We start from the raw sequence: 24,759 nt of genomic DNA, 5'->3' as shown, positions 1-24,759 counted from the left end.
GAATAAGAAAAGGAAGTATGCTAAGATTTCGAGGTGCCGAATACCAAATGAAAGAATTTTATTTTCGAATACTGCAGGTTATTCTAGAGGCTTCAAGTCATTGTTTAAATATTGAGAACGTGAGATGTGCCTCAAAATCAGAATTTTATATAAGTATGTGAGCATAAATGCCTTGTGGGGATATTGAGGGGATGTTGTGATGAAAATGTTCTTAACTATTTAATATTCAAATAGTTAAGAACGGAAAAGCAGAGAGGAAGAGATTCGAACTCTCGGTGCCTTGCGACACACACGCTTTCCAAGCGTGCTCCTTAAGCCACTCGGACACCTCTCTGTTTTGGGATTGCAAAGTAAAGTATAAATATTGAGGTTTTATATACTACGCTCTCCAGAAATGTCTTTTTCAAGTGCATTTTTTACCTCCAAACCTCCATTCCCATTCCCCAAAGCCCACATCAATTTAGTTATAGCGGCCTCCAAAGTCATGTCAGATCCAGAAATTATGCCCATCTCTTTCATTTTTTGACTGGTTTGATATTTGCCCATAATCACCCTGCCACCCGTACATTGAGATACATTCAAAATAATAATATTGTTCCGCAATGCTTTTTCCAAAATCTCCAAAAACCAAACATTTGAAAGTGCATTTCCAGATCCGTATGTTTCTAAAACTACTCCTTTTAAAGATTTTTGGTTGAAAAAATTATCGACAAATGCCTGATTAATGCCTGGGAAAAGTTTTAGTATTCCGACATTATCATCAATGTTTTTAAAGAATTTTGGTGCTTGGTTTTCATCTTGTATTTTTATATTCAGAAAGTTATAATCTATGTTTACCCCAATTTCAGCCAAATAAGGGAAGTTTTCGGAATCAAAAGCATCAAACTGGCTGCTTTCTCTTTTCTTAGCTCGGTTTCCTCTCAAAAGTCTGCCATTGAAATAAATACAAACCTCTGGTACAATAGATTTCTCATTTAAAGCTGAACCAGCAATCTGAATGGAGGTAATGAGGTTTTCTCTGGCGTCGGTTCTCGGAATTCCAATCGGCAGTTGGGCACCCGTAAATACCACCGTTTTGTTGAGATTTTGAATCATAAAGCTCAGTGCAGAAGCCGAATAGGCCATGGTGTCTGTGCCATGCAGAATTACAAACCCTTGAAAATTGCTGTAGTTTTTCTCTATTATTTCTACCAATTCAATCCATATTTTGGGCGAAACATTGGAAGAGTCTATCGGTTTGGGAAGAGCCAAGAAACAGAGTTCGAGATTGAGCCGGTTGAGCTCGGGAATTTTTTCAACAATCTGCTCAAACTTAAAAGGCACCAAACTGCCGGTGTGGTTGTCGTAAACCATGCCCAGCGTGCCGCCAGTGTAAATGATAAGCACTTTGGGGGCGTTTTCGGCCAGCGAATTTATTTTCAGTATTTGATATTTATTCATCTATTTCGTCCAAAAACATTTGATAAGCACTTTTTAACTCCCGTAAAGTCTTCTCCTTATTTAATTTTTCGGCCAAATCAATACCTAGTTTGTAAGTAGTTTCTGCATTGAAATTATCTCCTATTTCAAAAAATGATGCAGCGGCATGGTAGTAAGTTGGTAGATATTCAGGAAATTCAGATAACAATTTCTTAAAATAATCTAAGGCCTTATCTGGCTGGTTGTCTTTATATTCTATTGCCAGGGCATAGTAATTAAAAGGTTCGTTTGGGTCTGATTCTTTCTGTTCTAGTAAAAATTTAATTCGTTCGGCTTGCATACTATTTTTCTAGCTTTTACATTTGTAATTGTTATGCATGCATACTATTATTTGTGTTTCGAAAGTATAAATGCGTACATTGTTTAGGTTTTCAAAATTAACAATATAAATTCAATCTTTATGAAAATACTGGTTTGTATTTCGAGTGTGCCAGACACTACCTCAAAGATTTCTTTTGAAGAAAACGACACAAAATTTAGCAAAGGAGGTATTCAATACATCATTGGGCCTTATGACGACTACGCTCTTGCGAGAGGAGTGGAGTTAAGGGAAACCTTGGGCGGTACGCTTACGGTACTTAACGTAGGTCTTGCCGATGCGGAGCCGCAAATTAGAAAAGCGTTGGCAATCGGGGCAGACGATGCGGTTAGAATTGATGCAGAACCAACCGACTCATTTTTTGTTGCTTCTGAAATCGCCAATTATGCCAAAGACAAAGGTTTTGACCTGATTTTAATGGGTCGTGAAACTACAGACTATAACTCTGGCGTAGTGCATGGCATAGTAGGCGAGTTGTTAGGAATTCCTTCTTTTTCTCCAGTTATGGAATTAAAATTGGAGGGAAATACTGCTACTTTGGCCAGAGAGATAGAAGGCGGAAAAGAAAAATTGGAAGCCAATTTACCTTTGGTGTTGGGTTGTCAAGAACCGATTGCTGAATGGAAAATACCCAATATGAGAGGTATAATGTCAGCTCGAACAAAGCCTTTGGCCGTGATAGCACCTAGTTCTGATGCTTTAACGAGTATAGATAAATACGAATTGCCTGCTCCCAAGGGTGCTTGTAAGATGATATCGGCAGAAGATGCTGGCTCGTTGATAAAATTATTGCAAACCGAAGCTAAAGTTTTGTAAAACCTTAAAAAAGAAAATATTATGTCAGTTTTAGTATATACCGAATTGGCCGATGGCCAGTTTAAAAAATCATCTTTAGAAGCCATTTTTTATGGTTCAAAAGTTGCCGCCCAAGTTGGTGGCTCCATGACAGTTTTAGCCATTGGAAGTGCCTCAGACGACGAATTGGCGAAAGCTGGAAACTTTGGAGCAAGCAAGGTTTTACATGCCAATGCCCAAAACTTGGCATCTGAAAACATCATGGCTTACAGCAAAGTGTTGTCAGAAACTGCGAAATCTCTTTCTGCCAAAGTAGTGATTTCTGCTAAATCATCCTTGGCAGATGCCGTAATGGCCAGAGCCGCTGGTGCTTTGAAAGCAGGATTGGTTGGGAATGTGGTAGAATTGCCAAATACAACTATCGGTTTTAAGGTTAAAAGAAGCATTTTTACTGGAAAAGCTTTTGCAGAAACTTCAATCACCAGTGACATTAAGTTCATTGCAATAAAGAAAAATGTTTTGCCTTTAGAAGAAACTACGAACTCGGCCACCGTCGAAAAACTTTCAGTTGACACCGGAAGTCTTACGGAAAGCTCGAAAGTGTTAGAAACCATAAAAGCTACTGGTGCAGTTTCATTGCCCGAGGCAGATCTTGTAGTTTCGGGAGGAAGAGGGATGAAAGGTCCAGAAAATTGGCAACCATTGTTAGATTTGGCAGAAGCATTGGGAGCGGCCACAGCTTGTTCGAAGCCCGTTTCGGATTTAGACTGGAGACCTCATCATGAGCATGTGGGACAAACAGGTGTTAAAGTTGCTCCAAACCTTTACATCGCTTGTGGAATTTCTGGAGCTATTCAGCATTTGGCGGGTGTAAACTCCTCAAAAGTGATTGTAGTAATCAACAAGGACCCCGAGGCTCCATTCTTCAAAGCTGCAGATTACGGCATTGTTGGGGATGTTTTTGATGTTTTGCCGAAATTGACTGCGGCTGTTAAGGCATTGTAAGAGCATTGAAAGATATTTTTTATTTTTAGGCCTCCTTTTGGAGGCTTTTTTGTTTTTCCACCGTCTAATTGAAAATGAACGTTGTTACTTTTTTATATTTTCAAAATTCTATTCATTTAAAAATTTTAATAACCGAAATAAAAATTAAATTTGTAGTTGGTTATTTGCGTTATTGTGTTTTGGTGTACATCTTATTCTTAAAAATGAAATTCAGAGGTTTTATACTTCTATTCTTTTGTACAAGCCATTTTATCTATTCACAAGAGGTATTATGGGCGACTAAGGTATTAGAAAAATCCTCAGAAACGGTTGATGAAATTTATTCTCCTAAGAACCGAGCCATCCAGATTTTAAACAAACCTAATGTATTGCCTCAGACCGTTAGCTCTCCTTGCAGTTGGCGACCAACGGGGTCTGGATTTGGAGAAGATTACATAAAGGTTGGGTTCGAAAAAGCGATAAAGGTTAAGCAGATTATAATAGGAGAAACCGTAACTCCAGGGGCTATTGGAAGGATTTTCGGATATACAAAAGATAATGCTGAAATATTGCTTTACGAAAATCGAGATCCAGCTCCAAGGCTTAGCGGGAGGGTTTGGAATATTATAATTCCGGAAACCCAACAAGAAGTAAATGCTATTAAGATTTTGATTGTGCATTCGCTGAACAAAGGCCTTAAGGAGTATGATGCAATCGGAATTTCAAATAGTGACCATCCATTTGTGGCCAAAATAAATGTAGCTGCTAATTTACCTCCAAATCTTGAAAAGGAAAACTTGGGAATAAACATAAACTCAAAATTCGGAGAAGTAGCTCCAATAGTTTCTCCAGATGGAAAGTTTTTGTATTTCACAAGGTTGAATCATCCTGAAAATACTAAGGATAAAGCTGGAAAAAACGATAAGATTTTGGAGGTTCCACAAGATGTTTGGGTTTCAAAATTGAGTAAAAATGGAGCTTGGGATGTAGCAAGCAACATAGGAGAGCCCATAAATAATTCGGCCAACAACGCCGCTGCCACTATCTCTGCCGATGGGAAGAGTTTATTTGTTTTGAATGTATATCTTCCTAATGGTAAGTATGTGGCGGGCTTATCAAAAGCCACTATGAAAAATAAAAAGTGGGAGCTGCCCAAGCAAATAAGAATTGTTGATTTTCAAGCATTGGAAGTTTATGATGAGAAGGTTAAAGTAAAGAAAACCGTAACTGAATATGCTATCAGTTCCGATGAAAAATATTTAGTGATGGGTCTTAGAAGATCTGAGACTTTTGGCGACAAAGATCTTTATGTTTCTTTCAAGTCATCAGATAATACTTATGCAAAACCCATAAATCTTGGCCATATTATAAACTCTGCTGGAAATGAAGGGTCTCCGTTTTTAGCGGCTGACAATAAAACCTTGTATTTTAATTCAAATGGACATCCAGGATATGGCGACGCCGATATTTATGTGACTACAAGGCTAGATGATACTTGGACTAATTGGTCTGAGCCTGTCAATCTTGGCCCCGCTATTAATTCTCCCGAATGGGATGGATACATCACTATTCCGGCATCAGGCGAGTTTGCATATTTTAGTTCCCTAAAAAATTCACTTGGCTCAGACGATATTTTTAAGATAAAACTCTTCCCAAGTATTAAGCCTGAGGTGGTGGTAATGTATGATTTCCAGTTTAAGGACAAGGTGACGAACAAGGTTGTGATGCCAAAAATTACATTCGAAAGTTTGGATCAGTTGAAAGACAGCACAAGTTTAATCAATTGGACGTTTGACGAGGAAACATTGTTGAATAAATCAATTCTTAATATCGGGAAAAAGTACGAAATAACAGCTACACTTGAAACTTATGGTGACTTTAAAAGTATAATAGACTTGTCGAAAGAAACCAAATACAAAGAGATAAAGGCTACTTTTGAAATGTTGCCCTTGGTGGAAGGTCAAAAAATGGTTCTTCATAACCTGTTTTTTGACCAAGGAAAGTCCATCATAAAGGAAGAATCATTCGAAGAATTAGAGAAAGTTAGAAAAATGATGACTGAAAATCCAAGTATGGAAATTCTTCTTGAAGGACATACTGATAATCAGGGAGATATGTTTAAAAATATTAGACTGGCTGAGGATAGGGTTCAGGCTGTAAAAGATTACATCACAAAAGACGGAGCCATTGACCCTAAAAGAATAGCAATTAAATCCTGGGGACCGTATAAACCTGTAGTAAGAAATTCAACAGAAGAAGCACGAAAGAAAAACAGAAGAGTGGAATTTACAATCACTAAAATGTAGTATTTTTGTGAGCTAAACGATTTTTATGAGCCCAAAACTCTTACTGGTAGTTCCTTGTTATAACGAACAAGAAATTTTACATCAAACAAATCAAAAACTAAATACTTACTTTGATCAACTTCTCGAGCAAAATATTATTGACTCGGAGAGTAAAATCTGCTATATAAACGATGGAAGTAAGGACTCTACTTGGACAATAATAGACCAATTGACCAAGATTAATCCAAGAGTTCTGGGAATCAAATTAGCCAAAAACTTCGGTCATCAAAATGCCGTTTTAGCAGGTCTTTTTAGTTTTATTGACCAATATGATTGCTACGTGTCTATAGATGCCGACCTTCAAGACGACATAAATGCCATAGGTGATATGCTAGTTAAGTATAATGAAGGTAATTCTGTCGTTTACGGTGTTAGAGAAGATAGATCTACGGATACATTTTTTAAGAAATTTACAGCAGAGCTTTTTTATAAAATTATGGATAAGCTAGGGGTTCCAGTTGTTTTTAACCACGCAGATTTTAGATTAATAGACAACAAGGTTCTTAGAGAGTTTGCCAATTTTAAGGAATATAACATGTTCATTCGCGGTATTATTCCTACCATTGGATTTCCGTCTGAGAAGGTTTATTACAAAAGGTTAGAAAGAGAGGCAGGTGAAAGCAAATACCCTTTTAGCAAAATGTTGGCCTTCGCATGGAAAGGAATAACCTCGTTTTCTACTGTGCCAATGAGAATGGTGCTGTGGTTTGGAGTCATTAATTTTATCATTTCTGTAATTATAGGCCTTTTTGTACTTTCAAGTAAGTTGAGAGGCGTGGCTGTTTCTGGTTGGACTTCCATTGTGCTACCGATGGCGTTTTTTAGTGGATCAAATATGATAGCTATCGGTCTAATTGGCGAGTATGTTGGCAAAATTTACGAGGAGGTAAAAGGAAGGCCAAGGTACATAATAGAGAAAATCACTGGTACGGGCTATCCTCAAAACGATAAGTCCATCAAATGAGAAAATACGGATTGTTGGTTATTTTAATTGTTTTAGCTTCTTATTTTAGATTTTCAAAATTAGACAATAGAGGGCTTTTTACTGACGAAAAATTCACGTTGCTTAATGCAAATGGTATCTGGGTTGGTGGAGGTAATCAACAAGAAATATTTAATAAGCCATTTTTTACACCTCAAGATTTTTGGGCTTCAAAAAGCATCAAAGATTATTTTGAGGCAGTTGCTCATTCAGATTTCGGTACACATATAGTTTATAATGCATTTCTTCACTATTGGATGCAGGTTTTTGGTAATTCTGACTATCCGATAAGATTTTTAAGTGCGATTTTTAGTCTGCTTACAGTAGTTTTTGTTTATTGGTTTTCATTAAAGATTTTTAAAAAAAATGCGGTTGCATTTTTTGCGGGTTTTTTGCTGGCACTAGATCCATTAAACATTGCTCAGAGCCACATAGCTAGAAGTTATACCCTTTCTTTTTTGTTGGTTATATGTGCTACTTACTGTTTTATTGAAATATTCAAGGGCAACAAAAAGGCAAAGTATTTTATTATTTATGCCGTTCTGATAGGACTTTCTTTGCTTAATCACTATTTGAATTTTCTGGTTCCTCTAAGCCATGGCTTGGTATTTTTGTTTACAAAAAACAAAAAACATCTTTGGTTTGGATTTATATCTGCTGCTGTTTTCAATGGTTTTTTGATGTTGTATTGGTTCAACTGGGGCGGAGGATATTTAGCGATGGATTTTTTGAAAGACAAGAATGAAAAACACCTAAAGTTAGCTGAGTTAAATATAAAGACCCCTGAAGCAGCTATCCAACTCAGCACCCCAAGTTTGGTAACAAAGAAAACAATCGAATTGGTTTATGATTCAAGTATCATAACCCAAGGCTTGTTTTTAAGACTAAATTCAGGCATCAAGAATGTAGTCATTACAATATTGGTTTTTATGTTGCTTCTCGGTGCCTACTATTTCAAGAAAAAACAAAAAGTGTATGTTTCGTTAGTAGTGATTTCAATTGGTTTGCTGGCCATTAATCATGCCATTATGGAAGATATTGTGCTTGCAAATATCTTTTATTTTATGTTGTTTTTTGCAGCAGAGTATATTTTCAAACAACCTAAAGAATCTTTCAGCCAATCTCAGTTTATTTTGGTATCAGTTTCGCTTTTAATGTTCCTTTTGCCCATATTTTTTGTTTTGAATGATGCCCTAAAAAATGGTCATACTACAAGCCTCACTCACAGGTATATCGGTGTGGCTTCTCCCTTTGTGGCCATTTTGTTGGGTTTTGGTATTTACCGATTCATGAAGTTTTCAAAACTTGCCATTGTGCTAATAATTTTTGTTTTTGTTCATCAATATAAGCCTGTTAAATATGAAATCATGTCTTATTTTGCTGATAAATCTACAATGAACGCTTGGTTTGAGCCTGCTAGAATTCCAAATCCTTACGCACAAGCAGCTATAACGATCTCGAATAAATACATAAAAAACGATACGCTTTATATTCCTGGTGCTTATAGTGAGTTTTATGATAAAGTATTTGAAAACAAGAAAGTTGTATCATATAATGACGCTCAATATCTGAATCTATATTTGCCAAAACAGTCAGATATTCCGCAAAAAATTGATGTAAACGAACCCGATAAAGTATTTTTAAAAAAAGGAAATGGAGAAAAACTTCTTATTTTTGATTTTGAAGGTACAAAATACAGATATTGATGAAAATAAAAATCGTTTATCCAGTCTATAATGATTGGGAAGCACTCAAACTTCTAGTAACAAAAACGGAGTCTATTTTTAAAGATAAAAATGTTCAATTATCGTATTTGGCAGTAGACGATTGTTCTAGCTTGCCTTTTCTTGCCTCTGATTTTAAGGAATTTAATTTAAATGTCATCCACCTCATAAGTAATCAAGGGCATCAAAGAGCTATAGCTATTGGGCTTTCATACTTGGCAGATAACAACGATAGTGACGTGGTTATAGTAATGGATTCTGACGGAGAGGATCAACCGGAACATATTTTGGATTTGATAGAGAAATCTAAGTCGGCTCCTGATAAAATAATTTTTGCTCAAAGAAAAAAACGTACCGAGTCACTTGCGTTTAAGTTGTTCTATCTTGTTTATAAATTTATATTTAAGTTTTTGACAGGCAACGTAATTACTTTTGGGAATTACAGTCTAGTGCCGGCATCAAAAATCAAGAAACTGGCAAACGTTTCGGAAATATGGAATAATTATCCTGGGGGTGTAATTAGATCTAAATTACCTTTTGACTCCGTTCCTTTGGATAGAGGAGTAAGGTTAGCAGGAAAGTCAAAGATGAATTTCACCTCATTGATTTTACATGGGATGAGTGCAATTTCTGTTTTTTTAGATTTCACCGCTGTAAGAATTCTCATATTTGCGAGTGTGATGGTCTCGTTTTCTGTTGTAGGAGCAGCCATTGCTCTGTATCTCAAATTTGTGATGCATCAGGCTACGCCAGGGTGGGCTTCAAATCTAGTAATGGGCTTTTTTATAGTGTTTATTCAAGGTTTTTTCATAGCACTGTTTATTTTGTTCATGGTTTTGAGTTCTAGGCGATACAATAGTTTTATACCATATTTTGGCTATAACAAATTCATCGATTTTGTAGAATAATGGAAAATAACACATTTGAAGAGTTTCTTGCCTCAAAGAAAATAGACTACAAACGTTTTTTGAAGCACGAGCCTATTGTTTTTTCGCAATGGAAACAAGACTTCGTGCAGATGCATCAGGAGAGTTTTGTTATGCAAAAAAAATTCTTGATCAATTCAATCAGAAGGAAATACAATTTAGTTTCATGAAAATTCCGTTTCTCCGCTATTTGTTCTCAGAAATTCTATATTATGATTAGAATCATTTTTTTCGATGATGTTATATAGGTTTTAATTCATCAATAATTGGGAGTTTTGTCCTCTGTAAAACCCGATTGATGAACAATACAATTTCAGCTGTAGATTCTAAAGTTAGTTGCTATCATTGTGGAAATGATTGTAAAGACGAAGATATCAAAGAGGATGAGAAACATTTTTGTTGTTCCGGTTGCTTTACTGTTTATGATATTCTTAAAGATAATAACCTCTGCGGTTATTATGACCTCAATACAAATGCTGGAATAAGCCTCAAATCGAAGAATTTTAAAGGTAAATTTAACTATCTGGCCGAAAAAAATATTGAGGCCGAATTACTATCTTTTCATGATGAACACATCGCCAAGGTAATTTTAAATGTGCCTTCCATTCACTGCAGTTCATGTGTTTGGTTGTTAGAAAATTTTCCAAAAATCCTGAAGGGCGTTATTTCAGCCAGATTAAACTTTGTCAAGAAAGAATTGGCTTTAGACTTTGATCCGAATCTAGTTTCTCTAAAGGAGATTGTCGAGTTGATGACCACATTAGGTTACGAGCCCCAAATTAATCTTGAAAGCACAGGAAAACCAAAGGTGATTGATTACGAAACACGGCGTTTGCTTTTTAAAATAGGTGTAACTGGTTTCTGTGCGGGCAATATCATGATGATGAGTTTTCCGGAATATTTTAATTTGGATTTGGCCAACCAGCTAGATGCTACTTATCAGAAATTCTTTTTATACTTCAATTTCATTCTTGCTCTACCTGTATTTTTTTACGGAGCAAGCGATTATCTCAAAGGTGCTTATTATAGCATCGTTGAAAATTCAAAAGGAAATAGTAAAATCCTAAGTGTAGATATTCCAATTGCTTTGGGAATTTCCGCCTTGTTTTTAAGAAGTACTTTCCAAACTTTAGTATTGCAAACGGCTGGTTATTGGGACAGTATGGCTGGCCTGGTTCTGTTTTTATTGGTTGGAAAATGGGTTCAAAAAGTTACTTTTAATTATTTGTCATTTGACAGAAGTTTTAAGTCCTATTTCCCGTTGGCAGTAAAAGTAAAAAACGAGTCTTTACAATATAAAAATGTAAATGATTTGGCCAAGGGAGATATCTTCATTATCCATCATCAAGAGCTGATACCGACAGATGCCGTACTTTTGAACGGCAACGCCCTGATTGACTATAGTTTTGTTACTGGAGAAGCAAAACCAATAAAAAAACTTAAAGGTGAAACGGTATTTGCTGGAGGTAGGCAAGTAGCGGAGCAAATAGAATTGTTGGTGCAGAAACCCGTTTCAACCAGTTATTTAACACAGCTATGGAACAACGAAAGTTTCTTGAAAGAAAAGAAAATTCCTACCACAGAACTGGCCAACGCTTTTAGTAAGTATTTTACTTATTTAACAATATCAATTGCTATTTTGGTAGGTATTTATTGGAAATTCAATGACCCATCTTTGATTTGGCCCTCGGTTACAGCCGTTTTGATGGTGGCTTGCCCTTGTGCACTTACACTGTCCTTGCCATTTACAATGAACGCCACAATGAGCATTTTTGGGAAAAATAGGTTTTTTGTAAAAAATCAAGGAGTAATTCAACAATTATCGGAAATAGATACCATTGTTTTTGATAAAACCGGGACGCTAACTGAGGCAAACAAAGGAGAAGTAAGGTGGGTGGGTGATTTAAATAAGCAGGATGAAAGGCTTGTTTATACCGTAGTTTCGCAGTCAGTTCATCCTTTGAGTAAGCTGGTTGCTAGTCATTTGTCTCAGAATTCTCCTCTCGAGATTAATTATATATTTGAAGTAAAAGGGCAAGGAATTGAAGCCATTGTGGCAGGCATTTCTGTAAAAGTCGGAAGGTTAGATTTTGTGAATGGCCAAGCCAATGATGCTCAAGATTCTGAAGTACACGTTTCGATTGCAGATGATTACAAAGGGTTTTTTACCATAGAACCTAGGTTTAGACCAAATTGGAAAGTATTGTTAGCCAATTTTAAAAAAACCTTTGAGTTAGCACTCCTTTCTGGTGACAACAACAAAATGCAGGATTTTCTAAAACCTATTTTTGGACTAAATATGAGGTTTAATCAAACTCCTCAGGATAAGCTGGATTACATCAAAGAATTACAATCCGAAGGCAATAAGGTACTGATGATAGGTGATGGTTTAAACGATGCCGGTGCTTTGCGTGAATCTAAAATTGGTATTGCCCTTACAGAGGATGTTCAAGCATTTTCTCCATCATGTGATGCTATTTTAGATGCTAATAAATTTGAAAATTTGGCTGAATATGTTGGTTTTAGTAAAACAGCTTTGAATATCGTAAAACTGAGCTTTTTGCTTTCGGTAGTTTATAATATTATAGGTGTTGGTTGGGCAGCTAGTGGCAATTTGTCGCCAGTATTGGCCGCCATATTTATGCCTCTCAGTACACTTTCTGTAGTGTTTTTTGCTGTAGGACTTACTTGGCTAATGGCTCATATAAGAAAATTGATATAGATATGGAAGTAATAATAATATTGGTCATTTTGGCGATTTTGATAGCAGGGAGTTTTCTAGTAGCCTTTTTTTGGGCCACAAAAGATGGTCAGTTCGATGATACTTTTTCTCCATCAGTAAGGATATTGATAGATAATGAAAGGGACGAAAATAAAAAACATTAAAGAAGCTGAAAAGCGATTCCAATCAATTAGGGTTTAAATACTCTTCCAGCTAAAGGTGGTGACTTTGTTGCCACCTTTACTTATTCTTTAAAGAATACCATTTAGGCTTTATCCAAAAAAACAAAATATAATCAATGTTCATTTTTTGAGAAATAAATCTTTAGATGTAACTTGCAAACACTTTTAAACAAATATAGATAAATGAATTTTCCTGCGGATTTAAGATATACAGAAGAACACGAGTGGATAAAGATTGAGAGCGGAAATGTAGCCTTAGTGGGTATCACCGATTTTGCTCAGAGCGAACTTGGTGACATAGTGTTTGTAGAAATAGAAACCGAAGGGGACAATTTAGAAGAAAATGATATTTTCGGTACCATTGAGGCCGTAAAGACTGTTTCTGATTTGTTTTTGCCGGTTGCGGGAAAAGTATTAGAAGTTAACCCAAGTTTAAGTGATGAGCCAGAACTGGTAAATAATTCTCCTTATGAAGGAGGTTGGTTGATTAGAATGGAAGTGTCTGATATGTCAGATTTGGAAAAATTGATGGATGCAGATTCATATAAATCATCAATAGGACATTAATAAAAACGGATGAAGAATTTATTGGATCAATCGATTTTAACATTTTCTTTTTAGTATTTATATTGATTTTTAGCCCATTAGGGCTTTTTTTTTATATATCAAATGAAAGTTTTAGTAAAAAATGCTTACATACTAGACCCAAGTTCGTCTTTCCACAAAAAGACATTGGATGTGGCAGTTGTGGATGGTTTGATTTCAGCCATAAGTCAAAAAATAGATTTTTTTGATTTTGATGAAGTTATAGATGGTGAAAATATTTGTATTTCCACTGGATGGGTAGATGGTGGTGTTCATTATAAAGACCCTGGTGAGGAATGGCTAGAGAATCTTGAAAGTTTACAAGAAGCTGCTTTAGCAGGTGGAATTACTACCGTGATTGGCTTTCCGAATACACATCCAACAGTTCAAAGTAAAGAGTCTCTTTCTTATTTTAAGAATTTTTCTAAGTATAACCTCCTTCAGCTTCTTAATCTGGGGGCTGTAACTAAGGGTTGTGAAGGAAAGGATTTTACTGACATGATTGACTTGCACTACAACGGAGCGGTAGGGTTTTCAGATGGCAAAAATTCGATTCAAAGTTCAGATATTTTGTTGAAGACTCTGCAATATTTAGAGCCGTTGGGCACTTTATTGGTCAATAAATCTGAAGATAAGTACTTGAGTATGTTTGGGCAAATGCACGAAGGCATAACCAGTACCATGCTTGGTTTGAAAGGTATACCATCTGCCGCTGAGGAAATTATGATTATGCGTGATTTGAAACTACTTGAGTATTCAGGTATAAGGTCTACTAAATCACTTCTGCATTTTTCGACAATTTCTACTGAAGAATCGGTAAATTTGATTCGAGAGGCTAAGAAAAAGGGATTGCCAGTTAGCTGCGACATTGCTGCTCACCAGCTTGCCTTTACAGATGAATCATTGATTGGTTTTGATACTGACCTTAAAGTTTTTCCTCCATTTAGGAGCAAAAGTGACATTGAAGCTTTAAAGAAAGGTTTGCAAGATGACACCATCGATATGATTGTGTCTGACCATAATCCTTTGGATGCTGAGCATAAGAATGTCGAGTTTGATGTAGCAGATTTTGGAGTTATTGGTACTCAAACTCTTTTTTCTGTAATTAATACCTTTTCTGATTTAGATTTGGAGGTGATTATTGAAAAAATTACTACTAACCCAAGAAGATTGTTCGGCTTAGAGAGTCCTGGCATAGAAGTCGGAAAAGCAGCAAATCTTACTGTTTTTCAGCCTAGGAATACTTCAGTCTTTTCTGAAAGTGGTATAAAATCCATCAGTAAAAATTCCCATTTTAAAGATAAGGTATTGAATGGTAGTGTGTTGGCTGTATTTAATAACGGAAAGTATAAAGTATTAGGCAAGTGAAAAGAAAACAAATACTAAATTATTCAATGATTTTTGGTGGATTAGCAGGGGTTGGATGCTTTTTGTTTTTTTTAGGAATGTATGCCACAAAGCCCAATCCTTTGGCGTTCAGAAGGCCAGATATTGGTATAAATATCATAATGATTTGGGCTTCTATTTGGTATTTTAAAAGAAACAATGGAGGATTTTTGCATTTTTATGAAGCATTTTCAATCGGCTTTCTAACTAACATCATCGGAGCGTTAATTTCAGGAGTTTTGGTGTACTTATTTATAGAATTTATTGATGCAAAGCCATTTACAGATTGGATGATTCATGGTAAAGCTTTACTTTTGAAAGATAAAGAAATGTTTGAAAAGATTTTAAATGAAAAATCTTACAGGCAGAGTTTACTTTCGTTTGATACCCAAAAACACGCTGTTATCATCACAGATGATTTGTTGTTCAAACAAATTGCAATTGTCGCCATAAGTTTGTTTGGCATGTCTATGAGAAAACTTAAAAACTAAAAATATGGAAAAAGTATCTTCTGCAAGAATTGCCTTGAAATGGGGCTTAATTTATGGCATAGTAGGAATTGTTTACAACACAGTGGCCTACAATACAGGCATCTGGAAAAATTGGATATTAGGCCTTTTGGCCATGTTGATTATGCTTTTTGGGGTATTGTATTTGGCTTTCAATGAGTTTAAAACACTCAACGGGGGCTTTATGGTTTTTAAGGATGGTCTAGGATTGGGCATGCTTACAGTTACAACTGGTGCAATTTTATCAGTCCTTTTTGATAATTTTTATAGAAAGTATATTGATCCGTCTTTGATTGAACAACAAATAGAAATGATTACCGAGCAGTATGAATCTATGGGGCTCTCAGAAGCACAAATAGAAGAGGCAGTTCAGAAAGTCGAGAGTACTGCAAATTCAGGATTAGGCTTCTTATGGGGAGTAATTGGAGCGATATTCGTAGGTTTCATAGCTTCTCTCATCATGTCGGCCATTATGAAAAAAGATAAACCCGTATTTTCTTAAAAAAGCATTTATGTTTAGTATTTTCAAAAAAGAAATTTCTACTTTTTTTAATTCACTTATAGCTTATATAGTTATAGGAGTGTTTTTGCTGGTGACCAGTCTGATGCTTTGGATGTATCCCAACTCTAATGTATTGGACTATGGTTATGCCGAAATGACGACATTCTTTGATTTTTGTCCATATATTTTCTTGTTTTTGATTCCTGCAGTAACAATGCGTATGTTTTCAGAAGAATTTAGAACTGGTACATTAGAGTTGCTTTTTACAAAGCCCATAACGCTTTGGGGGATTATTTTTGGAAAATACTTTGCTTCTTTATGCATCATTCTCCTTGCTTTGATTCCTACTATTATCTATTATATCTCTATTTATGCTTTAGGAAATCCTAAAGGAAATATTGACTCAGCTGCTATTGTTGGATCATATTTTGGTTTATTGCTTTTGTCAGCTGCCTACGCAGCAATAGGAATTTTCACTTCTGCTATTTCCAAAAATCAAGTGGTGGCATTTATACTTGCAGCTATTGTATGTTATTTTTTTTATGATGGAATCGGTCAGCTGTCCAATTTATTCACAGGAAGTATTCAGTACTATTTAAATTATTTAGGTTTAGATTTTCATTATGCTTCCTTGGGAAAAGGAATGTTAGATAGCAGGAATTTTGTTTTTCTTATTAGTTTTTCAGCTTTGTTTTTGGTTTTTACTCAGATGGTTTTAAATAAAATCAGAAAGTGACTTCACTGAAAATTTATCACGTCAACGCATTTTCCTCAATCCATTCACAGGAAATCCTGCTGCAGTGGTTCCTTTAGATTTTTGGCTTTCTGAAACAATAATGCAACAGATTGCTAGTCAAAACAATTTATCAGAGACCGCATTTTTTGTTAAAACTTCTGAAGACTTTCATATCAGATGGTTTACACCTACTGTGGAGGTTAATCTATGTGGTCATGCTACTTTGGCAAGTGCTTATGTGATTTTTGAAATATTGGGATTTCAAGGAGATATTATCACCTTTGAATCGAAGAGTGGGCCACTTTATGTTTCAACAAATGGTCAGGAGATATTTTTGAATTTTCCGGTTGTAGTTGCAGAAGAATTAAAAATCTTGACGGGGATTGAAGAAGCAATGAATGCTATTCCGATTCAAATCTATGAAGTAGGAGACGATGTTTTACTGATATTTGAAAACGAAACCACCGTTGCCAATCTGAATCCTGATTTTGGTTTGTTGTCGAAAATAAATGCAAGAGGAGTTATAGCTTCTTCAAAATCAGAGACCTATGATTTTGTGTGTAGGTTTTTTGCACCAAAGGTGGGAGTTAATGAAGACCCAGTCACAGGTTCGGCATTTACAAAGTTGATTCCTTATTGGTCAGCTATTCTTGAAAAAACCAAAATGAATGCCTGTCAAATATCTCAAAGAAGGGGAGACGTTAGATGCGAACTGCTCGGTGACAGAGTTCTTATTGGTGGTAAAGCAAATCTGTACCTCCAAGGTGAAATTTCTTTTTAGCAATGCCAAATATTTTGAAAAGCTTTAGCAATTGTCTGATTTTCAGTATTTATTTCAAGATAAATGCCAAATCACTTGACAACGGCCTATTGGATTTTGTACCTTTGCAGCCCGATAAAGATTTGGAAGGAAATTAAAAATACATTATGTTATTTTTAATTTTTCATAAATATTCGGTTTAAATAATTCTTTAATATTTGAAATATATAATAAATGAAATTATCTGCTTTTAAATTTGACCTTCCTCACAGCCTTATTGCACAATATCCACTTGACGACCGCGACGGTGCCCGCATGATGGTATTGCACCGTAAGACTGGAAAAATAGAACACAAAATGTTCAAAGATATAGTAGATTATTTTGGTGAAGGTGACGTAATGGTTTCAAATAATACCAAAGTATTTCCTGCAAGATTATATGGCTCAAAAGAAAAAACAGGTGCTAAGATTGAGGTTTTTTTATTAAGAGAATTAAACCGTGAAATGCGTCTTTGGGACGTTTTGGTAGATCCAGCTCGTAAAATTCGAGTAGGCAACAAACTTTATTTTGGAGATAGTGATTTGGTGGCTGAAGTTATAGACAACACGACTTCACGTGGAAGAACAATACGGTTTCTTTTTGATGGAAATCATGAAGAGATGATGCAAGCAATTTATGAACTTGGTGAGACGCCGATTCCTAAAGATGTGTTGCAAAGAGAAGTTGCTGATGTTGACAATGAGCGTTATCAAACCATATTTGCCGATGTAGAAGGTGCCGTAGCTGCTCCTACAGCTGGTATACATTTTACAAAGAACATTGTTAGAAGAATGGAAATCAATGGGGTAGATTTTTCTCCATTGACATTGCATATCGGTATAGGTACTTTCAGACAGGTTGAGGTAGAAGATTTGACCAAGCACAAGACTGATTCAGAAAACTTTTTTATACCTGAGGAAACTTGCAAGATTGTAAATCAGGCATTGGAAAACAAAAAGAGAGTGTGTGCTATTGGGAGTACTACTTTGAGGGCTATGGAATCTTCGGTGTCGGCCAACGATAGGGTAAAACCCATCAATAATGCTTGGACAGATAAATTCATTTTCCCTCCTTACGATTTTAAAATTACCAACGCCCTTTTGACTAACTTCCATTTGCCAGAATCTATTTTGTTGATGACAACTTGTGCATTTGGTGGATATGAAACCATCACAGAGGCCTATCAGGTGGCTATTAAGGAGAAATATAAATTCTTTACTTATGGCGATTGTATGTTGATTATCTAATTAGTTTTCGATATTAGATTTTAGAAACTATATTTGAAGTGTCGTGCCTAGTACGACACTTTTTTTATGATTAAAAAATACGCAATAATTGTAGCAGGCGGCTCAGGAAGTAGAATGAAATCGTCAGTTCCTAAGCAGTTTCTTCCACTGAGCAATAAGCCAATTCTTGTGCATACCATTGAGAAGTTTTTTAAAATTACTGATTTAACGATCATACTTGCACTTCCAGTAGATGCGATGGTTTATTGGGAAAAGATTGCCAGTTTATATTTTTCAGATTTGTCTAGATTAAAAGTAGTGGAAGGGGGTAAAAGTAGATTTCAATCCGTAAAAAATGCCCTTTTTTCTATTGAAGAAAACACTGGATTAGTGGCTGTTCATGATGGTGTTAGACCTTTTGTAAGCACTGAAGTTATAGGAAAATCTTTTGATATGGCAGCCCTAAATTCAAGTGCGGTGGTGTGTGTAGATTCGAAAGACTCAGTCAGATTTTTGAGTGAAACAGGGAATAAGGCTGTTGATAGGAAAAATGTAAAATTGATACAAACCCCGCAAACTTTTGATTTAGAGATGTTAAAGAAGGCATATGAAGTCGAAGACAATGAAGTTTTTACAGATGATGCCTCAGTATTCGAGTATTTTGGAAAGACTATCTATTTGATGGAAGGCGACTATAAAAATATAAAAATCACCAGTCCCGAGGATATGGAAATCGCGGAGATATTTTTAAAAAATAGTATCGAATGAAGAGAGTAATTGTGGCATCAAAGAATCCTGTCAAAATTAAGTCTACACAGATAGGATTTGAAAGTATGTTTAATGAAGATAAGTTTGTTTTTGAGGGTGTTGAGGTCGGATCAGATGTAAGCGACCAACCAATGGGAGATGAAGAAACTTTTAAAGGGGCATACAATAGGGCATTCAAAGCTAGAGAACAATTTGTAGCGGCTGATTTTTGGGTGGGAATTGAAGGTGGAAACATTGAACATGAACATTCAGAGGTGGAAGCTATGGCGTGGATTGTGGTTTTAGGTCAATCAAAAATGGGTAAAGCAAGAACAGCCGGTTTTTTTCTGCCACAGAGAGTTATAGAATTAATAAAACAAGGATATGAATTGGGGCATGCCGACGAGATTGTTTTTGGATTGAGCAATACCAAACAAAAAATGGGTACGACTGGACTTTTAACCAATAATGTCATTGACAGAACTCAATACTATACCCAGGCTGTTATTTTGGCTTTGATTCCTTTTCTAAAAACAGATTTATACTGATGCTAAAAAATAGACTATCTACCCAAGAACTCAAGGATGGCGTTTTGGCGTCGGATAAGGCTGTTCTGGGCAGAGCTATTACATTGGTAGAGAGCCAGTCTGTAAAAGATAGGCCCAATGCACTTTCATTGGTAAACGAAATCTTACCGTATTCGGGCAATAGCTTTAGAATGGGAATTACGGGTGCTCCGGGAGTTGGTAAAAGCACATTTATTGACGGATTTGGGGATTTTCTTCTTAGTCAAGGTAAAAAGGTAGCAATTCTGGCCATAGACCCAAGCAGTAAAGTCAGTGGCGGAAGCATTTTGGGTGATAAAACTCGGATGGAAAAACTGGTTGGTAAAAAAGACGTATTTATACGTCCTAGTCCAGCTGGATTTGAGTTGGGTGGGGTTGCTCAAAGCACATTGGAGAGTATTTTACTTTGCGAAGCCGCGGGTTATGATTTTATTATTGTAGAAACAGTGGGTGTTGGACAATCAGAAACTGCTGTCAAAGAAATGACAGATATGTTGATGTTTCTGACTATTGCTGGTGCCGGAGATTACCTTCAAGGTATCAAGAGAGGCATTATGGAAATGATTGATTTGGTGGTTATTAACAAATCAGACCAGATTGATAGTCAAGTTTTAAGTAAGTTAATTGGGAATTTTAATCATGCTTTGCATCTTTTCCCTGCAAGGGAATTTAGGCCGACGGTAGAAATATTAAATTGCTCGGCATTAAATAGTGTAGGATTTGATCAGATTTGGGATTTTGTGATAAAATATGAGACTCACGTGAAGGAAAATGGTTCTTTTGCTGAAAACCGGAATTTGCAAAATTTAAATTGGATGAGCAGAAGCCTACTTAATATGATTCAAAATCATTTACAAAAAAATGAGTTGTTAAAATCAAATATTGAAAAGTTTGAAAGCTTAGTTACTTCCAAAAGTTTAAGTCCGCTAGATGCGGCTAAGCAGATCTTTGATTTGCTTAATTTGGGATAGAAAGCTCGTAATCTGGCCTAAATATTTCCTCACACAAACTTAAATCCGTATTTTTGTACAAACGTTTCAATTATAATTATATATGTCCTTTCTGAATAATTTGTTTTCTGGGTTTTGGAAAAGTGTGGCTGGACTCATTTTAAATCATCGCCTAAAATTTTTAAGCTTGATTGGTTTGATAACTGTTTTTATGGGATATCAAATTGCAGGTTTGGAGCTTTCTTATGAACTCCCTAAAATTTTACCACAAAACGACGATAGTTTTAAGGTTTATGAGGACTTCAAGAAACAATTTGGCGAAGACGGAAACGTAATGGTTATTGCCATAGAATCAGAAAAAATTTATGAATTAGAAGTTTTTGGTGATTGGTATGATTTGACCCAAAAAATTAAGAAAATTGAGGGCATAAAAAATGTACTTTCGGTAGCCAGTTTGGCCGAAATTCAAAAAAATGAAACAGAGAAAAAGTTTGAATTTAGACCGCTTCTTACCACAAAGCCTTCTACGCAAGTTGAATTAGATTCCTTAAAAAGTAAAATTTCTAGTTTACCGTTTTATGAAGGATTGGTTTATCAAGGAAATGCACACATAATGGCGGTTACTTTTGATCAAACCAAACTAAATAGCAAAGATAGAATTTCGCTTAGTAAGCTTGTGGAAACTGAGGCTGAGGCTTTTGGTGAAAAGAATAACATCGACATACATTTTTCGGGTATGCCCTTTATTCGAACCAACTTCATGTCTAAGGTTAGAGAAGAGTTGAGTTTGTTTATGGGTTTAGCCTTTTTAGTAACCACACTTATTCTTTATCTTTTTTTCAAGTCTGTCAGAGTTGTATTTTATTCTATTTCTGTAATCATCATTGCGGTTATTTGGTCTGTAGGTTTAATAGCTCTTTTTGGCTATAAAATTTCGATTCTAACCGGCATGATACCGCCACTGATTATCGTTATCGGTATTCCTAATTCCATTTTCTTGATTAATAAATATCAAGAGGAATACCTAAGGATTGGAAATAAACGAGAGGCTTTGTTTATTTCGATCGAGAAAATAGGCAAAACCACTTTCATAGCAAACGTTACTACATTTATCGGCTTTTTTGTATTTTATTTCACAGGGAGTCCATTATTGCTTGAATTTGGTTTGGTCGCAGCAATTGCTGTGATAGCTACATGGGCCATTTCTTTGATTCTGATTCCTACTATCTTTAGTTACGTGGCTGATCCTAAACCTAAGCATGTAAGGCATTTAGAGAACAAAGCCATTTCGAATATTCTGAAAAAAATAGATTTTTTCGTCCATAGCAGAAGAACTGTTACTTATTGGGTAGTAGCAGCCATCGTTTTAGTTTCTGTTTATGGAGCTACTAAAATCAAAGCAATTGGCTTTGTTGTGGACGATTTGCCAGAAAAAGATCCAATTTTTGCCGATTTAAAGTTTGTAGAGAAAAATTTTAAAGGGATTGTGCCTTTTGAAGTAATGATTGATACCAAAGAAGATAACGGAGTTTTCAATCCAGCTATATTAACACAAATAAAACTTTTACAAAGAGAGTTTGCCAAGTATCCAGAGTTTACAAAACCGCTCTCGATAGTAGAAGGCTTAAAGTTTGTATATCAAGGCTATAGAGGCGGTGATCCAAAGTATTTTGTACTTCCTCCGGCTTTAGAATTACAAAAAATGGCTGAATATGTGAAAGGAACTGGAAAGGGAGAAAACATGCTCACGGCATTTTTGGATGCTAAAAAACAAAAAACAAGAGTAAGTTTTCAAAGTGCTGATGTTGGGACTGTTAGAATGCGAGAGATGTTTACTGCCTTGCAAGCGAAAGCTGATACTATTTTCAATTTTGATAAAGAAATCAATCAATGGAAGCCAAATGAACAGCAGGTTATAGTAAAACTTACTGGAAATGGTGTGGTTTTTACAAAAGGCAATGATTATTTGTTGGGCAATCTAGGAGAAAGCACACTTTTGGCTATCATATTAGTTTCTATGGTTATGGCCTCTCAGTTTTTAAACTTCCGAACTGTCATGATTTCTACAATACCAAGTATCATTCCGCTGATTATTACTGCAGGAATTATGGGTTATTTTGGCATTCCGTTAAAGCCATCCACTACACTTATTTTCAGTATAGCTTTTGGAATAGCTAGCGACGGTACCATCTATTTTTTAACCAAATACAAAGAAGAAATTTTAAATGGTAAAACTATATCGAAGGCTGTATCAGAAACAATAAAATTCACGGGAATAAGTATGTTCTACACTGCCATCATATTATTTTTCGGCTTTGGTATCTTTGTAGCTTCGGGTTTTAAAGGAACCGTGTTCTTAGGATTGTTGGTATCTATAACGCTTTTAATTGGCATGATTTCTAATCTGATTTTGCTCCCGTGTTTTTTAATGACTTTGGACAAAAGGCAGAGTTTAAAACAATTGAAAAATATTGGAAAATAACCAGTTGACAACGCTTGGCCTAAAATTGCCCTCAGATCCAAGATGGGTAAATATTGCTGAAATGAATATCGCAGATATTTTGATAGACCATGCATTTTGCGAACAAAAAGCGGCCACAAAATGCATTACTTTAATCGTAAAATATCCTGACTGTGAATTTCTCGTAGATACACTTTCACCCGTTGTGACAGAAGAATGGGGACATTTCCAAGCTGTTTTGAAAGAAATGAAGAAAAGAAATATTCAGCTCACCAACAAGCGGAAAGATGAATATGTTATCCAATTGGATAAGTGCAAACGAGGTGGTGGTTCGAGATACGACCAATTAATGGAGGATACTTTGGTATTTGCATTGATAGAAGCACGTAGTGCTGAACGTTTTAAGCTTCTTTCTGAACATATCTCAGACCAAACACTGAGTAAGTTTTACCATGAATTGATGATTGCAGAGGCACTTCACTATAGGAATTTCATAGAAATTGCTGAGCAATATAATCCAAAAGAAAAAGTAAGAGTTAGGTGGGAAGAATTATTGATTCAGGAGGCCGAAATTATGAAGAATTTAGAAGTTAGAGAAGATAGATTTCATTGATATTTGTCGAACAAAGTTTGTGTCCCACAAACTTCAAGTCGGCCAAAGGTTGTGTCCTCATAAACTTCAACAACAATAAAAAATAATTTAATTTACTTAATATGAACCGTTTAGTTTTCTTGCTGACATTGATTTCTTATAATCTTTGGGCACAAGGTGTTGACGAAAAACACTTAAAAAATGTTAGGCAATTGACTTTTGGCGGCAACAATGCCGAGGCGTATTTCAGTAGAAATGACAAATACATCAGTTTTCAGTCTGACAATAAACAGTGGGGCTTAGAATGTGACCAAATCTTTTATTTAGATGTAAAAAAAGACACTAAAACCGAGAAGCCGAACTTGATAAGCACGGGATTGGGAAGAACGACCTGTAGTTTTTTTATGCCAAATGGCAAAAGCGTGGTTTATGCCAGTACCCATGAAGCGGGCGGACATGCTTGTCCTATGCCGCCTGATATGGGCAAAAAGTACCTTTGGGCAGTCTATGAAACTTTTGATATCTATGTAGCTGATTTGAAAGGTAAAATAAAAAAGCAACTGACAAATACACCAGGTTATGATGCCGAAGCCACCATTTCACCCGATGGCAAAAGCATAGTTTTTACCAGTACAAGAAACGGAGACTTGGATTTGTACATTATGGATATTGACGGCAAGAATGTTCGTCAAATCACACATGAGTTGGGTTATGACGGTGGTGCATTCTTTTCCCCAGATAGCAAGAAATTGGTTTTTAGAGCTTCGAGATTTAGCAGTGAGGCAGAAAGAGAGGAATATAAAGAGAACTTAAAAAAGAATTTGGTGGCACCCACCAATATGGAGATTTTTACGTGTAATGTGGATGGCTCGGATTTAAAACAGATTACGAATTTGGGAAAAGCCAATTGGGCTCCGTATTTTACACCAAAAGGCGATAAGATTATTTTTGCTTCGAATCACCATTCGCAAAGAGGATATGATTTTCAGTTATATGTTATAAATGCGGATGGTACAAATCTTCAAAAAATCACCACAGAAAGTAATTTCAATGCCTTTCCAATGTTTTCTTATGATGGTAAAAAGCTTATTTTTAGCTCGAATAGAGACAATGGCGGTACGAGAGATACCAATCTTTTTATTGCAGATTGGGTAGATTGATATCGGGTTTTCGATATAAAAAGAAGCTCCTCAGGCATTTGCTTGAGGAGCTTCTTTAGTTTTAAAGGATTAGTGCTGAAG

25 protein-coding genes and 1 tRNA gene are annotated in these 24,759 nt (G+C 35.8%); 23 read left to right on the top strand and 3 right to left on the bottom strand.

Annotated features, from left to right (window positions below; translation table 11 throughout):
• Nucleotides 1-249: 249 nt before the first annotated feature.
• The 3 genes from EGI26_RS12160 to EGI26_RS12150 all read right to left on the bottom strand — a co-directional run bounded on the left by EGI26_RS12160 (nt 250) and on the right by EGI26_RS12150 (nt 1,759).
• A tRNA-Ser gene (locus tag EGI26_RS12160) sits at nt 250-334 on the bottom strand.
• Nucleotides 335-372: 38 nt separating this feature from the next.
• Complete coding sequence (locus EGI26_RS12155) at nt 373-1,440, bottom strand: asparaginase (RefSeq protein ID WP_255078662.1); 1,068 nt, start codon at nt 1,438-1,440, stop codon at nt 373-375.
• A complete protein-coding gene (locus tag EGI26_RS12150) occupies nt 1,433-1,759 on the bottom strand; it encodes a tetratricopeptide repeat protein (RefSeq protein WP_255078659.1) in 327 nt (108 codons plus the stop codon). Before EGI26_RS12150 ends, EGI26_RS12155 begins: the two co-directional genes overlap by 8 nt.
• Before the next feature lie 120 nt (nt 1,760-1,879).
• Here EGI26_RS12150 and EGI26_RS12145 point away from each other — a divergent pair, with 120 nt between their 5' ends.
• The 23 genes from EGI26_RS12145 (at nt 1,880) to EGI26_RS12035 (ending at nt 24,678) form a co-directional block, all read left to right on the top strand.
• A complete protein-coding gene (locus tag EGI26_RS12145) occupies nt 1,880-2,614 on the top strand; it encodes an electron transfer flavoprotein subunit beta/FixA family protein (RefSeq protein ID WP_255078653.1) in 735 nt (244 codons plus the stop codon).
• Between the two features lie 21 nt (nt 2,615-2,635).
• Nucleotides 2,636-3,598: an electron transfer flavoprotein subunit alpha/FixB family protein gene (locus EGI26_RS12140; protein ID WP_255078651.1), complete on the top strand. Its 963-nt coding sequence runs from the start codon at nt 2,636-2,638 to the stop codon at nt 3,596-3,598.
• Nucleotides 3,599-3,801: 203 nt separating this feature from the next.
• Nucleotides 3,802-5,883 carry an OmpA family protein gene (locus EGI26_RS12135; protein ID WP_255078650.1) on the top strand — a complete coding sequence of 694 codons (2,082 nt, stop codon included), beginning with the start codon at nt 3,802-3,804 and terminating at the stop codon, nt 5,881-5,883.
• A 25-nt stretch (nt 5,884-5,908) separates the two neighbouring features.
• Entirely contained in the window at nt 5,909-6,886 is a 978-nt protein-coding gene (locus EGI26_RS12130) for a glycosyltransferase family 2 protein (protein ID WP_255078649.1), read from the top strand.
• A complete protein-coding gene (locus EGI26_RS12125) occupies nt 6,883-8,610 on the top strand; it encodes a glycosyltransferase family 39 protein (protein ID WP_255078648.1) in 1,728 nt (575 codons plus the stop codon). Before EGI26_RS12130 ends, EGI26_RS12125 begins: the two co-directional genes overlap by 4 nt.
• Nucleotides 8,610-9,536, top strand: coding sequence for a glycosyltransferase (locus tag EGI26_RS12120; RefSeq protein ID WP_255078647.1), 927 nt, complete (start codon nt 8,610-8,612; stop codon nt 9,534-9,536). The genes EGI26_RS12125 and EGI26_RS12120 overlap by 1 nt, the downstream gene beginning before the upstream one ends.
• A complete protein-coding gene (locus tag EGI26_RS12115; protein ID WP_255078646.1) occupies nt 9,536-9,724 on the top strand; it encodes a hypothetical protein in 189 nt (62 codons plus the stop codon). Before EGI26_RS12120 ends, EGI26_RS12115 begins: the two co-directional genes overlap by 1 nt.
• A 128-nt stretch (nt 9,725-9,852) precedes the next feature.
• The gene (locus EGI26_RS12110) at nt 9,853-12,276 is read left to right on the top strand and encodes a heavy metal translocating P-type ATPase metal-binding domain-containing protein (RefSeq protein ID WP_255078644.1); all 2,424 of its coding nucleotides are present in this window, start codon (nt 9,853-9,855) and stop codon (nt 12,274-12,276) included.
• A gap of 2 nt (nt 12,277-12,278) precedes the next feature.
• Complete coding sequence (gene ccoS / locus EGI26_RS12105; protein WP_255078642.1) at nt 12,279-12,440, top strand: cbb3-type cytochrome oxidase assembly protein CcoS; 162 nt, start codon at nt 12,279-12,281, stop codon at nt 12,438-12,440.
• Nucleotides 12,441-12,641: 201 nt separating this feature from the next.
• Entirely contained in the window at nt 12,642-13,025 is a 384-nt protein-coding gene (gene gcvH / locus EGI26_RS12100) for a glycine cleavage system protein GcvH (protein WP_255078636.1), read from the top strand.
• Nucleotides 13,026-13,127: 102 nt separating this feature from the next.
• Entirely contained in the window at nt 13,128-14,411 is a 1,284-nt protein-coding gene (locus tag EGI26_RS12095; RefSeq protein ID WP_255078635.1) for a dihydroorotase family protein, read from the top strand.
• On the top strand, nt 14,408-14,920 hold the full coding sequence (locus tag EGI26_RS12090) for a DUF4199 domain-containing protein (RefSeq protein WP_255078633.1): 513 nt from the start codon (nt 14,408-14,410) through the stop codon (nt 14,918-14,920). Before EGI26_RS12095 ends, EGI26_RS12090 begins: the two co-directional genes overlap by 4 nt.
• A gap of 4 nt (nt 14,921-14,924) precedes the next feature.
• On the top strand, nt 14,925-15,440 hold the full coding sequence (locus tag EGI26_RS12085) for a DUF4199 domain-containing protein (protein ID WP_255078632.1): 516 nt from the start codon (nt 14,925-14,927) through the stop codon (nt 15,438-15,440).
• Between the two features lie 10 nt (nt 15,441-15,450).
• Complete coding sequence (gldF, locus tag EGI26_RS12080) at nt 15,451-16,176, top strand: gliding motility-associated ABC transporter permease subunit GldF (protein ID WP_255078629.1); 726 nt, start codon at nt 15,451-15,453, stop codon at nt 16,174-16,176.
• A gap of 64 nt (nt 16,177-16,240) precedes the next feature.
• Nucleotides 16,241-16,957, top strand: coding sequence for a PhzF family phenazine biosynthesis protein (locus tag EGI26_RS12075; protein WP_310587957.1), 717 nt, complete (start codon nt 16,241-16,243; stop codon nt 16,955-16,957).
• Nucleotides 16,958-16,959: 2 nt separating this feature from the next.
• Nucleotides 16,960-17,094: a hypothetical protein gene (locus tag EGI26_RS12070; protein ID WP_255078628.1), complete on the top strand. Its 135-nt coding sequence runs from the start codon at nt 16,960-16,962 to the stop codon at nt 17,092-17,094.
• A 76-nt stretch (nt 17,095-17,170) separates the two neighbouring features.
• On the top strand, nt 17,171-18,223 hold the full coding sequence (gene queA, locus EGI26_RS12065) for a tRNA preQ1(34) S-adenosylmethionine ribosyltransferase-isomerase QueA (RefSeq protein WP_255078626.1): 1,053 nt from the start codon (nt 17,171-17,173) through the stop codon (nt 18,221-18,223).
• A gap of 66 nt (nt 18,224-18,289) precedes the next feature.
• Nucleotides 18,290-18,970 carry a 2-C-methyl-D-erythritol 4-phosphate cytidylyltransferase gene (locus tag EGI26_RS12060; protein WP_303626745.1) on the top strand — a complete coding sequence of 227 codons (681 nt, stop codon included), beginning with the start codon at nt 18,290-18,292 and terminating at the stop codon, nt 18,968-18,970.
• Nucleotides 18,967-19,497, top strand: coding sequence for an inosine/xanthosine triphosphatase (gene yjjX / locus EGI26_RS12055; RefSeq protein WP_255078624.1), 531 nt, complete (start codon nt 18,967-18,969; stop codon nt 19,495-19,497). Before EGI26_RS12060 ends, yjjX begins: the two co-directional genes overlap by 4 nt.
• On the top strand, nt 19,497-20,486 hold the full coding sequence (gene meaB, locus EGI26_RS12050; protein WP_255078623.1) for a methylmalonyl Co-A mutase-associated GTPase MeaB: 990 nt from the start codon (nt 19,497-19,499) through the stop codon (nt 20,484-20,486). Before yjjX ends, meaB begins: the two co-directional genes overlap by 1 nt.
• Before the next feature lie 190 nt (nt 20,487-20,676).
• Nucleotides 20,677-22,947, top strand: coding sequence for an RND family transporter (locus EGI26_RS12045; RefSeq protein ID WP_255078622.1), 2,271 nt, complete (start codon nt 20,677-20,679; stop codon nt 22,945-22,947).
• Entirely contained in the window at nt 22,937-23,539 is a 603-nt protein-coding gene (locus tag EGI26_RS12040) for a tRNA-(ms[2]io[6]A)-hydroxylase (RefSeq protein WP_255078621.1), read from the top strand. The genes EGI26_RS12045 and EGI26_RS12040 overlap by 11 nt, the downstream gene beginning before the upstream one ends.
• Nucleotides 23,540-23,640: 101 nt before the next feature.
• Nucleotides 23,641-24,678 carry a hypothetical protein gene (locus tag EGI26_RS12035; RefSeq protein WP_255078620.1) on the top strand — a complete coding sequence of 346 codons (1,038 nt, stop codon included), beginning with the start codon at nt 23,641-23,643 and terminating at the stop codon, nt 24,676-24,678.
• The last annotated feature ends 81 nt before the right edge of the window (nt 24,679-24,759 follow it).

Source organism: Lacihabitans sp. CCS-44 (assembly GCF_024343735.1).
Lineage (GTDB): Bacteria > Bacteroidota > Bacteroidia > Cytophagales > Spirosomataceae > Leadbetterella.
The sequence above is the reverse complement of the archived record's forward strand: the minus strand, read 5'-3'. Positions and strand labels throughout refer to the sequence as shown.